This is a genomic window from Nostoc sp. 'Peltigera membranacea cyanobiont' 213, from assembly GCF_002245975.1.
Lineage (GTDB): Bacteria > Cyanobacteriota > Cyanobacteriia > Cyanobacteriales > Nostocaceae > Nostoc.
In genome coordinates, this window is sequence record NZ_NOLI01000192.1 from 1 (window position 1) to 11,322 (window position 11,322).

10 protein-coding genes and 2 pseudogenes are annotated in these 11,322 nt (G+C 42.0%); 5 read left to right on the plus strand and 7 right to left on the minus strand.

Annotation, left to right across the window (positions count from 1 at the left end; genetic code table 11):
• Positions 1 to 26: 26 nt before the first annotated feature.
• The 4 genes from mltA to CDG77_RS31165 all read right to left on the minus strand — a co-directional run bounded on the left by mltA (position 27) and on the right by CDG77_RS31165 (position 4,093).
• On the minus strand, positions 27 to 1,295 hold the full coding sequence (mltA, locus tag CDG77_RS31150) for a murein transglycosylase A (RefSeq protein ID WP_094333094.1): 1,269 nt from the start codon (positions 1,293 to 1,295) through the stop codon (positions 27 to 29).
• A gap of 3 nt (positions 1,296 to 1,298) precedes the next feature.
• Complete coding sequence (locus CDG77_RS31155; protein WP_094333088.1) at positions 1,299 to 1,553, minus strand: hypothetical protein; 255 nt, start codon at positions 1,551 to 1,553, stop codon at positions 1,299 to 1,301.
• Between the two features lie 492 nt (positions 1,554 to 2,045).
• Complete coding sequence (locus CDG77_RS31160; protein ID WP_094333089.1) at positions 2,046 to 2,699, minus strand: DUF938 domain-containing protein; 654 nt, start codon at positions 2,697 to 2,699, stop codon at positions 2,046 to 2,048.
• A 404-nt stretch (positions 2,700 to 3,103) separates the two neighbouring features.
• On the minus strand, positions 3,104 to 4,093 hold the full coding sequence (locus CDG77_RS31165; RefSeq protein WP_094333090.1) for a LysR substrate-binding domain-containing protein: 990 nt from the start codon (positions 4,091 to 4,093) through the stop codon (positions 3,104 to 3,106).
• Between the two features lie 206 nt (positions 4,094 to 4,299).
• On the opposite strand from CDG77_RS31165, the gene CDG77_RS31170 reads away from it, so the two are divergent.
• The 3 genes from CDG77_RS31170 (at position 4,300) to CDG77_RS31180 (ending at position 6,546) form a co-directional block, all read left to right on the plus strand.
• Positions 4,300 to 5,010, plus strand: coding sequence for a cadmium resistance transporter (locus tag CDG77_RS31170; RefSeq protein WP_094333091.1), 711 nt, complete (start codon positions 4,300 to 4,302; stop codon positions 5,008 to 5,010).
• A gap of 79 nt (positions 5,011 to 5,089) precedes the next feature.
• Entirely contained in the window at positions 5,090 to 5,752 is a 663-nt protein-coding gene (locus CDG77_RS31175) for a hypothetical protein (protein WP_094333095.1), read from the plus strand.
• 365 nt (positions 5,753 to 6,117) lie between these two features.
• Complete coding sequence (locus CDG77_RS31180; protein ID WP_094333096.1) at positions 6,118 to 6,546, plus strand: YidH family protein; 429 nt, start codon at positions 6,118 to 6,120, stop codon at positions 6,544 to 6,546.
• Positions 6,547 to 6,605: 59 nt separating this feature from the next.
• On the opposite strand, the gene CDG77_RS31185 is transcribed toward CDG77_RS31180, so the two are convergent.
• Entirely contained in the window at positions 6,606 to 7,328 is a 723-nt protein-coding gene (locus CDG77_RS31185; protein ID WP_094333092.1) for a class I SAM-dependent methyltransferase, read from the minus strand.
• A gap of 515 nt (positions 7,329 to 7,843) precedes the next feature.
• Here CDG77_RS31185 and CDG77_RS37065 point away from each other — a divergent pair.
• Positions 7,844 to 7,993: a hypothetical protein gene (locus tag CDG77_RS37065; protein WP_181154171.1), complete on the plus strand. Its 150-nt coding sequence runs from the start codon at positions 7,844 to 7,846 to the stop codon at positions 7,991 to 7,993.
• Between the two features lie 231 nt (positions 7,994 to 8,224).
• On the opposite strand, the pseudogene CDG77_RS38145 reads toward CDG77_RS37065, so the two are convergent.
• Positions 8,225 to 8,353, minus strand: a pseudogene (locus CDG77_RS38145) (DUF4277 domain-containing protein); the annotation flags it as partial.
• Between the two features lie 167 nt (positions 8,354 to 8,520).
• Complete coding sequence (locus CDG77_RS31190) at positions 8,521 to 10,458, minus strand: GAF domain-containing sensor histidine kinase (protein WP_094333093.1); 1,938 nt, start codon at positions 10,456 to 10,458, stop codon at positions 8,521 to 8,523.
• A gap of 94 nt (positions 10,459 to 10,552) precedes the next feature.
• On the opposite strand from CDG77_RS31190, the pseudogene CDG77_RS31195 reads away from it, so the two are divergent.
• Positions 10,553 to 11,322, plus strand: a pseudogene (locus CDG77_RS31195) (cobaltochelatase subunit CobN); the annotation flags it as partial.

The following is an 11,322-nucleotide window of genomic DNA, read 5'->3' on the forward strand; positions in this document are numbered from 1 at the left end:
CTCTGCCTCTTTTCAATGCCCAATGTCTAATATTTGAGCAGCAAATAATATAGTGAACCATTACCGCCTGTGATGCCAGCGCGATCGCCTGCTAGTTTACCAGACCCCATGAAATAATCCACCCGGCCCGGGCCTTTGATGGCGCTTCCTGTATCTTGGTCAAGCACAAAGCGGCTGACAGTACGATTCTCTAGTTTGCCACGGGGAGCAGCATAGGGAAATGAGTTGTAAATCAGTGCTAGCGCTCCTGGAGGCATGAGAGACTTATCTGTAGCAATAGAACGTTCTGCTGTGACTGGCACATGAATACTGCCTGTAGCACCCGTTCCGCCAGTTTCTTGGAAGAAAATAAATCGTTCCCAGCGCGGCAGATAATTACTCAACTCGTGGGGTTTTTGCCGGAAATAAGCAATCATCCGTGGCAGTGTCAATCCATTGAGTGGCATTTTGCCATCTTTGGCTAGTTCTTTGCCGATACTAGTCCAAGGGTAATCAGTTCCACCTGCATAGCCAATTGATGTTGTTTTGCCATTAGTTAATTTAATTTGGGCAGAACCTTGGATATGTACCATGTATGCGTCGAGGCGATCGCGGAACCAAAGCAGTTCTAAACCGTGTAACTTGCTCTTATTCCCTTTTAAACCATCCTTCCCTTCCAAATCAACTCGTTTTGGATGTGGTTTAGGCCATTGGCTGAAATCAGGTGGTAGCCGATAAAGGGGATACTTGTATATTGCAGTCCTGACACGGCTGGCGGTGTAAACAGGTTCGTAGTAAGCAGTGAATTTAACAGTACCCTTGCCATCGTTGCCTACAGACTGGTAAAAGACAAACTCTCGACGGACGGCGGCTTGTAATTGGTCTGCTGACTTAGAACTGACAACCAGTTGGCGGAAACGTAACAAACTCCTCCGGACGCGATCGAGGGTAATTTCCTTGACTGGATAATTTTGATATGCTGCGATCGCGTCACCCTTTGTTAGGTAGAGCAGACTGTTATCAATGGAAGCCAATAGCGCTTTGCGATCGCCTCCGGTAAGCGAAGCACCTGTTCTACCCCAAATTTGATCGTCCCAACCCAAGCAAGTCTGCCGGAGTGGACAATCGCTTCCAATGGCGATTGGTTTTAGCGGCGGCGTTATCTCAGGAGTAATTGGTATTGGTATAGGTGAGAGTTCGGGAGTAGTCGGTATTGGCAACGGTAGTAAGTTAGGAACCTGAGCAACAGCCGACCAAAGAGGATTTATAAGGGCGATTCCCAGACTCAAGGAAAGGAAAGCAAGGGTTTTTCTCATCATTTAGTTGAATCTTTCAACACTGGAACTAAAAACGGGTTCTACCCGGATTGCTACAACCCGAGAAGGGCGGATTACCATATATTCCCCTTGAATATTTTTGATCGGCACGCTAATAAAGTCATTAGAAGCAGATTTTGGCACAAGTTCGCCGCTATACCACTTCTGAAACTCTTGAATAGTAGGAAAACGTACTTCTTCCCGGTGGCCGCTTTCCAGTAGGAGGTAGACGGAATATTCATTTGGAGTTCTAGCCATAAGATTGAACCATTTAAAAAACATTCAACCCATTGTTAACCACGTAACCCCCGAATGAAAAGGGTAAGCATACGGGAGCAGGAAGCAGAAAAATAATTAATGCCCAATGCCCCCTCATGAGTGCTGAGTCTTGTTAGCGTTAGCAGGGCGTTTAGCCCGTGCTGAGTAGGGAATCTTATTCTTGACTCAGAACTCAGAACTGTTTTGCCCAACACCCAATACTTATTCACTTTTACTTCAACCTAGACGGCTAATCTTTTAAGCAGTTCCTCAATTTGGGCCGGAAGATATTGGTATTTCGATGTCAGCAGGGTATTTCTCAAATCTGCCTGACGATGATGACGGTGAGTATAGCCAATAGCTGTGACAGATTGCTGTTAATTTTCAGGGTAGCTGCTTTGTCTGTAGCCTGTGTAGATATGGTGGCGCGATATACCAATAAAGTTATCTGTTGCCAGATGTTCGAGTCTGCACCAAAACTATTTCCAGGAATTATTCATCAGCAGAACGTTCAAAGACTACTGAAAGATTATTTGCTGGCATTTGGTAAATCTGTTTCAAGATGAAATGTTCTGCCTTAGCTGCTGCTACTACATCATCTAAGTTCCGCACACCCCATTCTTGGTTTTGCCCATGTAAATATTCGTCAAAAGCTGCATTACTCGCTGCTGTATGTTTTCCACCTTGTTTAAAAGGCCCATATAAATAGAGGATTCCTCCTGCTGTTAAGATCCGACCTGCCCCTGCCATTAGTCCTAGACAAGCTGACCACGGTGAAATGTGAATCATATTAATGTTGACCATGGCGACTATTGGCTCCAGATTCAGCCTCTGAGTCACTGCCTCTTTCTCCACTGCCCAAACTGGTTCTCTAACATCTAGCTCAATCGGTGCATAAACGTTATCGCATACGTTGTGTTCAGTCCATGCAATAATGCTGGCTCGTAATTCTAAATTTACATCTGTCGGTAGCCACTGACAATCCCTGAGCCTAGACGCAAAAAAGACTGCGTGTTCACCAGTACCACTTGCTATTTCTAAAATAGTTCCACTCTGAGGCAATACCTGCAAAAGTATTTCTAGAATTGGTTCGCGATTGCGCTCAGTTGCTGGGGCGTATTGTCTTGCGTCTTGTGGTGTCACCATTAATGAATTCAGCCTGTTCGCTTATATCCCCCGAATTCTATGAGACTGTTAGTCAATTCACAAGGGGTGGGGTATTTACCAAATGCTTATACCATTTCTGTATGAAGGTGCGCCGATCTATATGAGGAACGAACCGAAAGGACGCAAAGGGCACAAAGAAAGAAATAAGAAGCAAAGGAAATTTGGCGTAGCTTCACAAAAAATGGCATTAGTACAGTATTTGATTAATTCGTAGCGAATTAAATTTGGCAATATCCGACATTGTTAATGCTACGTTCTTACGCAAAGTTGTACTTAGTACTTGGTATTATTCTTACTCAGCACTGTAAAAGCAGGCATAGGTTTCAATATTTAAGTTAGTTAGGCGGTTAGTACATGAGATGAGTAGTCGAACTCGCGTTACTTTAAATAATCGATATATTATGTTGATGTGAACTATCTAACATAGACGATATCAACATTTGTTCAAATACTTTGGAAAGAGCAGTTTGAAAACGCTGACGATGCTTGAGTTTGAAAAAAGGTCTAACTATTTCTGCGTAGGCATAGCCTGCCGTAGGCATCGCACCTTTACCCTCTCTATTATCAATGACTCGAATTGCCCGCAGGGTTCCTAGTTGTATTTCTTTTTTTACCATTAACTCAGAAATTCCGATCGCACCGACACCATCTTCGATCGCTGCTTTTGTCATCTCCCCACTATTGAACACTAAAATTACATCTAGTTCGCTGAGATTGATTCCCCAATTTAGTAAAGCTTCTTCAAACCTTTGCTGGGTTCCAGAACCTGGTTCTCGCATCACCCAAACAGTTTTAGTCAATTGGCTTAGGTCGATTTCTCCCCACTCAAACCAAGGATGTTTTTGACCGACGACAATTTGCAAGCGATCGCTCCCTACTATTTCATACTCTAGAGTACTCTGGAGGGCTGGCTTGATATCTCCTTCTACCAAACCTAAATCAAACTGTCCTGTGGCCGTTCCGAGACAAATATCCTCTGTATTGGCAAGGCTACAGTCAATCTGGATACCGGGATATAGGCTCTTAAACTCACTAATCTTACTTGGTAGCCAGTAGTTACCAATTGTCAGACTCGATCCTAATTTCAATTCACCCCGTTGCAGATTGTTCAATTCTCGCAATCCCCTTTCTGTCAAGGAAACTTGATCGAGAATTTTCTGCGCTTCCACTTGCAGTAATTTACCTGCTTCAGCAATCTCGATATGGCGACCAATCCGATGGAATAGCTTCACACCATATTCTTGCTCTAAGTTGTGGATTGCTGCACTGACGGCAGGTTGTGTAATATAAAGCTCCTCGGCGGCGCGAGTAAAGTGTAAGTGCTGCGCCACAGCTAGAAAGATTTTTAGCTGTTCAAGCGTCATTCCTGCCATTTATGGTATCCCTACAACTTGGTGTCAAAATTATAATCACTTTCATTTATCATTTTGACAAACAAAAGCATTTGATTCTATCGGTTAGTTTGACTAAAGTATAAATCAAGGCTTCGGCACGGACTCAAACGGCCAACTAGAAAGCAGGGGACAGGGGGAAATAACCAACGCCCAATTCCCAAGCATGAAAATAAGGACTTCCACAAATGAGCGATTTAGTAACTGCAATTACCACAGGGATTACCGCATTCACTGCCACCAACATCGATGATATTGTCATTCTGACGTTGCTTTTTTCACAAATAAGTAAAACGTTTCGCAGTCGTCACATCCTCGCTGGTCAGTATCTCGGTTTTGCTGCATTGATCGTTGCTAGCCTTCCCGGTTTTTTCGGTGGAATGATTATACCGCAGGACTGGATTAGACTACTTGGTTTAATGCCAATAATCATTGGTGTCAGTGGTTTACTAAAACGCCAAGAGGATTCAGCAGAGGAAGCCGAAGAAGAAACCGAGCCGTCTTGTCCCTCTATAGTTAGTAGTTTTCTCTCTCCGCAAACTTGCAACGTAGCGGCGATCGCTTTTGCTAATGGTAGTGATAATATCAGTGTCTACGTACCTCTGTTTGCCAACTCGGAATTAGATAGTCTGCTAATTATCCTAAGTGTATTCTTCTCGCTAGTGGGTGTATGGTGTTACACCGCTTACAAGTTAACCTACTTACCTGCGATCGCAAACTTCTTAACTGAAAATGGCAACACTTTTGTGCCTTGTATCTTAATTGGATTGGGTGTGTTTATTGTCACAGAAAATGTTACCTGGACTCTTTTATCTGTAGTTTCTAGTTATATATTCTCATTAATTTTAAGTTTCAATACTCATTCATCGAGTCAAGAACAAGAAAAACTAAGTATCTAGAAAGAGGTACATGATGAATTTTCTCGCCAAAATGAATTTAAAACGACAAAATATCTTACCCATCAACAGGAATCAAAACATGAAAGTCTGGAAATCTCTGCTAATTCTCTTAATGATTTTTGCCAATCTCGCCTTTGCTCAACCATCTTTTGCTGACAGACCAAAATTTAGCAAAAACCCTGATTACATCGAAGTTACTAAAGCTCTTAACGAATTGTCTCAGACAAAAGATACCCAAACTCAAGTTGAAGGTTTGACAGCAGAAGAAATTCAAACGAGAACTGAGGAATTAACACTGCAAAAATATGCATTAGAGACGGGAATCAACTGGGGTAAATGCGAAAATCAAACAGGTAAGACCATCGCAGTATACGGCAAAAGACCAAATGATGAAGACAATGAAGATGCCGTATACGACAATGGTCTGTATTTTCTAGCTAATGGTCAGTCTACAAAAAACAACTGGGATTGTGATGGCATTTATCTACCGACTAATGTCAAGGTAGCTGATTTCACTTCTAGTCCTAATGGGAAAGGTGAAAAATTGACAGGGCCTGTGGCTCTAAAGATCCTTGATGGAACTCAGTTGGTTGTTAAGACAAATCCAGATACTGCTGCGATTGAATTGAATGTTCCAACAGTGAAAGTTCTTAACAGCAGTAAAGCTAACTGGTTTATCCCAGAGATATCGCAAGATATCATTGATACACGAGTTCCTAATGCGCCTAGCAATAAGTCTTGAAATACAACTGCATAGGCTATTTTTGAATAATTGCTCCCAATCTCAACAGAGTAACAGCCAAAATTAGAGAAGAAACCTGACTTGCACTGGTGAAAAATCTCTCTGATTCTTGGCTGTTTTTTATGCCCCTTGTTACTCACAGTTTTTCTATATCATCAATTACGAATTACGAATTACGAATTATCCTGTCAGGCTTGTTTTATTTCGATATCTGCATTAAAATTAATTTTGAAAAAATGTACAATCACAATAAGCATATTTCAATAGCGCAACTATTGCGCTCGGTGCGAGTCATCAGGAAAGAGATTTCCTACTACCTTCGCATTTTTTTGATAAGAGCCGCTTTGGGGATAAGGGTGTTGTTGATGCAGTTAAAATTGAAATCTACAGAAGAAGATAAAGATAAAAAAAAGCCAGGACGACTCAATCCGTCCCGAATCCGAGATCACTTGGCAAATGAGCGAACCTATCTGGCTTGGATGCGGACAGGGATCGCTCTTTTAGGTTTTGGTGTCGTCATTGTGCGTTTGCGTGCCTTCCAAGTACCTTTGATACCCCGTCCTGGCAATGGCTGGAAGTTAGGTTTAGTCTTCTCGTTGGTGGGTTTAATCACAGTCTGGCTCTCAACAGCCCACTATTTTGCAGTCCGTCGTGATATCGAAGAAGATACTTATGAACCAACAGACCGATGGGTGTTATTGTTCAGTCTTGCTGTGATGATTCTCGGAGCTGGAGTAATCTATTTTGTTTTTACAACTTCTTTAGATCCATCAAGTCCACTGATCCCTGAGTGATGGTAAGTAGGTAGGCATAATTAAACTTACCAGCACCCTTCATGCCTAGCTACTGATTTTCAAAATCGCACTTTATACAATTGAAATAATTCCCCTAATTTCTGCGTTACTACTTTCGCACCAGCCGCCTTAATGGTTTTTTCCCACTCAGCTACAGGCTCTAAAAACACCTCAGCCCCCAAATAGGTTTCCAGAACAGCCCAATCTTCTGCTAAAGGTTGTTCTGGATTGAGGATGTCAAATACAAAATGTCCACCTGGTTTTAAGACTCGCTTAACTTCTGCCAGTACTGCATTCCAGTATTCTAGTGGAAAATAGCAGCTAAATCCTGTTGCGATCGCTAGATCAAACTGCTCTGGTGAATAGTTTAACTGATGGGCTGCTCCCAATTCAACACCTTTGAACAGCTTGGAATTCAACTGTGGCCCGCGAGAATTAAGGGTATCACGTGCCACGTTACTGATTTCTTGCCCATGAAAAAATGCTTGCCAATCCCGCCAAGGATAGATTAAAAAGCTGATACCACAGCCAATATCTATACAGTGCTGGTTTTTTTGAGGTTGAGCAACTTCCCAAAAAGGGGAAGCAATTCTCCCTGCAAAACTACCTCCAATCCACTCACGGAATATCGGCATCGCCTGAACTTCGGTTGGGAGTTCAAAGGTTTCACCTTGATACTCTCGGTTAAAGCGATAGGCTATTTGGGCTAATCTTTCGTCCCAATTGGTTGATTTGGCTGAAGTAAAGAGATTTTGGAACTGCGAATCAGACTTTTTAGACATTAGGTTTTTGCTACTCTTTCTCAGAATTGTAGTCAAATTCGCTTTGTGATGTCTGTTGCGTCTGGGCGTAACTATAGGAATCCGGTTTGATTTGGAGAAAAAATCCGTAGGGGAGGCAGGCGTGTGGGCGGGTTTCCCGACTTGGGCGGGTAGCGTCACTGGCGTTATGTTAGCACGGAGAGTACGGCACTAAACCCTCGATAATGGTACGTTACGAACTTCATTCTTACACACCCGACAATACCTAATTTTGTTCAAAAATCAAATAGGAGTTTTATATAAGGCAAGTTGGTTTTCTAGGTTATTTACCAGAGTGGGGTTGAATAAATGGCTAAGTTTGAATTAGAATCAAAGAGAAAAGTTTGGCTTTTTAACAAAATAAAGTATTGCGAAGTTATCTGAATATATATTGCGTATCTTCTCGATATATTGAGGATTAGTGTCAGTCAATAATATCAGCATTAAAGTATAGGTAGCACAATTAAAGCGACTCAAAAATAAGGAGTCCAAATATTATGGCTATTTCCAAAATCCTTGCTAATATAACTCAGTATATTTCTGAAGCTGCAATGCGGATTTTTGGCCCTAATGATGATGCTTATCCTGATATTGGGGTACAACCTTTTACAGGTGAGCCTTATGATAAACATACAGATGATAACTAGTAGGTGCTGATATAGCATTGATAGAGAATACGGGAGTCGAAATTCATAATTCAGCTTGGGCAGTGAGTAGGAGATTCAATCAACCATATAATTGAAAGCCATTAGATTGTAGATTTAGCTCTGTACTTAAACCCTTTTATTTAAAAGTAGTGGCGTATTGGAATATGCCACTACTTTTAATTTGTGATGTATTCTAGATCGCGACGAATAGACATATTGCAAAATTAAATTAATTTCTTGCGGATGGCTTCCTAGTAGCCGGTTGATTTGCTCTACTAGCTCCATCTCATTACATATACCTGCGACTATACCGCAGTGGTTAATATCCTCTACTCTTATATCTAATGGTGATACTGTCATGCTTCTAAAGTGCAGCATTTAAGTCATTTTCAAAAATACAGTATTTACGATCGCACCTGCCGAAGGTGGGTTCCGGGGATTCTCTTTTTACTTTTTAATTTGTGTGGAGAAAATGCGAAATTGAAGAAGAATTCTGACTCCTGAATTCTGGTTTGATAAGCAGATTTCTAACTCAGCACTCTCATTGCCTGAGTTGGTATCCATACAGTAAAAATTGAGCCAATACTGATAGTTGATTCTACTTCAATTCGACCCCGATGGAGTTCTACAAGTTGTTTAGTTAAAGCTAATCCAAGTCCAGTACCTTCGTAGCGGCGGCGGTAGGGTGTATCTAGTTGCTGAAATTTTTCAAAGATTAATGGTAACTGTTCTTCGCGGATACCAATGCCGGTATCTTCCACTTGAAAAATAGCTGTATCATCCTCCACCCAAAGGCGTAAGGTAACATTACCACCTTCGGGGGTAAATTTAATCGCATTAGTTAACAGATTCGAGAGAATTTGGGATATTCGTTCTGCATCGGCGGTAAAGCGATCGCGCCTGGGATCGATTTGCAAATCAAGGTTGAGATTAATTTGTTCGCTTGTTGCTTTTTTTTGTAACGACTCTATAGCATTTTCAGCAACATTCACCAAAGAAAATTCTGAAATATTTAAAGCTGTCTTCCCAGCCTCGATTTGCGATAAATCGAGGATGTCATTAATCATTTCTAATAAATGTTCTCCACTATCGTGGATTGTTTGCAGATAGTCGCGTTGTCGTTGACTCAATTCACCCAAAGGCCAGCGTAACAAGGTAGACGACATCCCAATCACATAAGTTAAAGGCGTGAGTAATTCGTGACTGATAGTAGCGAGAAATTCACTTCTGAGGCGGCTAGCAGCTTCGGCGGCGAGGAGAGCATCACGTAGTCCAATTGTGCGTTCAATCACTCGTTGTTCGAGAGTTTGTTTTTCTTGGGTGAGGGTTTGCATTAACTCAGCTTGGTGAATTGCGATCGCTAATTGTTCGGCGATCGCAACCAGCAAGTTTTTTTCGCTATCATTCCACTGATGGGGTTCATCGCACTGATGAGCAATCAGCAAACCCCACAATTTATCCTCAAATATAATCGGTGCTGCCAACTTGGCCCGAACTTGGCTTTCCCTTAAAAAATTCAATAAACACTCTTCTAGAGCATAAGTTTTTTCGACATCATCCACAGCTAAGGTAAAGCCTTGACGATACTTCTCCCAACATTGAGAGGTTCGCATAAAGCAATTTTTTTCTGTGTAATTCAATACAGATGTAATGGCGTTTGTAGCACGGGCTTCATAGACAATATAACCTCCATACTCTTGGAAGTCTTTTAGTAGAGATTGATTATTTACTGAAATAGAAGTTGAGTGTTTACCGTTACCATCATCTGGAGAAGACTGGTATTGTTGAGTCTTGACTTTGGAACCTTCAAATTTATAGATTACTAATCGGTCTAATTCTAGAAACTCACGCACCTGTGTAATTGCCGTTGCCATAATCACTGGCAAATCCAGGCTTTTGCGGATCTGCGTTGTTACCTGATTCAACAACCGTTCTTGGGAAACCTGTTTTTTTAAGGCATCTTCCACTGGCTGACAGATATAAACTGCGGGCCCAATTGGGCTTGGAGGTGCTATTATTTCTTGGTTTGGCTGAGTTAGGAGATATTCTAATAACAACAGCGAGAACTTACTTTGGAGCGTAACATCATTGGGTCTAATAATTTGCTGATAGCGTTCGAGATTTTGGTGAGTATCAGAATCGTACTCAAATAAATCTGTCAATTCGTAGACAAAAGAAGCGATCGCATCTAAATTAAACGTCAACCGAGCATTGATTCCTGAATAACTTCCCTGCTCCTCGTCAAAGTTTCCTGCCAAAAGGACACTAAACCGCTCAGAAACCACTAATGTAAACCTTTGCCTTTGCCGCGCTGGAGGTATACAAATTCGCACCAGAACAGCTTCTGTGAGTACCAGAGGGTCACATTCTACAGTTTGAGCCATCTGTTCTAACAATTCCCCAAGCTGATTAAATACAACAATAGGTAAGGTTCGACAAAAGCTCAAATCAGGAGAACTAAGCATTTTCAATCATTTTGGTAAGAGAGGGCTGAATCCAGGGAAAAAAGTTTGTTTTGATTATGTACTAACCAATAACTTAAAACGGTAACACAGGATTATGCATCGTATAAGTAGCACATCGGGTGGATGGAATCAGTCAGAGGGTTTAATTTTTGTAGAACAAACTCCCGCGCCTTTCGTGTTGATTACGGCTGCTGATACTGACATTCAAACCTTGGCAGCTGCGGTGACAAAGTTACCCCCAAGCTTTCCGGCATTAAGAGTCGCCAACCTATTGCAGTTGCAGCAACAATTAAGCATAGATACTTATGGCGAGCAAGTTTTGGAACTTGCCCAAGTAATTATTTTGCGCCTGTTAGGAGGACGTTCTTACTGGGGCTATGGATTAGAAGTAGTGCAAGAAATTGTGCAACGAAATGGTAGAACCCTCATTGTAATGCCAGGGGATGACGCTTTCGATCCCGATTTAATTTCCCAGTCTACCGTGCCCTTGGCTATTGTTAACCAAATATGGCAGTATTTTAGCGAAGGCGGCGTGGAAAATTTCGTTAATGCTCTGCAATTTATCTCCGATAGTTGCTTATTAACTGCATATAATCCTGCGGCACCTCAACCGATTCCGCGTGTGGGATTGTATGAGTGGGGAGTGGGAGAGCAGGGGAGCAGGGGAGCAGAGGAGCAGAGGAGCAGGGGAGAGTTAGAACTTCGTTCATCCACCTTTGAACCGGATGAATCCACCTCTGAACTCCGTTCATCCACCTTTGAACTGGATGAATCCACCTCTGAACTCCGTTCATCCACCTTTGAACCGGATGAATCCACCTCTGAACTCCGTTCATCCACCTTTGAACTGGATGAATCCACCTC

What these genes read in the sequence shown, in the direction of transcription:
- mltA (WP_094333094.1), bottom strand. Translation starts at nt 1,295, where the DNA reads ATGAGAAAAACCCTTGCTTTCCTTTCCTTGAGTCTGGGAATCGCCCTT.
- CDG77_RS31155 (WP_094333088.1), bottom strand. Translation starts at nt 1,553, where the DNA reads ATGGCTAGAACTCCAAATGAATATTCCGTCTACCTCCTACTGGAAAGC.
- CDG77_RS31160 (WP_094333089.1), bottom strand. Translation starts at nt 2,699, where the DNA reads ATGGTGACACCACAAGACGCAAGACAATACGCCCCAGCAACTGAGCGC.
- CDG77_RS31165 (WP_094333090.1), bottom strand. Translation starts at nt 4,093, where the DNA reads ATGGCAGGAATGACGCTTGAACAGCTAAAAATCTTTCTAGCTGTGGCG.
- CDG77_RS31170 (WP_094333091.1), top strand. Translation starts at nt 4,300, where the DNA reads ATGAGCGATTTAGTAACTGCAATTACCACAGGGATTACCGCATTCACT.
- CDG77_RS31175 (WP_094333095.1), top strand. Translation starts at nt 5,090, where the DNA reads ATGAAAGTCTGGAAATCTCTGCTAATTCTCTTAATGATTTTTGCCAAT.
- CDG77_RS31180 (WP_094333096.1), top strand. Translation starts at nt 6,118, where the DNA reads ATGCAGTTAAAATTGAAATCTACAGAAGAAGATAAAGATAAAAAAAAG.
- CDG77_RS31185 (WP_094333092.1), bottom strand. Translation starts at nt 7,328, where the DNA reads ATGTCTAAAAAGTCTGATTCGCAGTTCCAAAATCTCTTTACTTCAGCC.
- CDG77_RS37065 (WP_181154171.1), top strand. Translation starts at nt 7,844, where the DNA reads ATGGCTATTTCCAAAATCCTTGCTAATATAACTCAGTATATTTCTGAA.
- CDG77_RS31190 (WP_094333093.1), bottom strand. Translation starts at nt 10,458, where the DNA reads ATGCTTAGTTCTCCTGATTTGAGCTTTTGTCGAACCTTACCTATTGTT.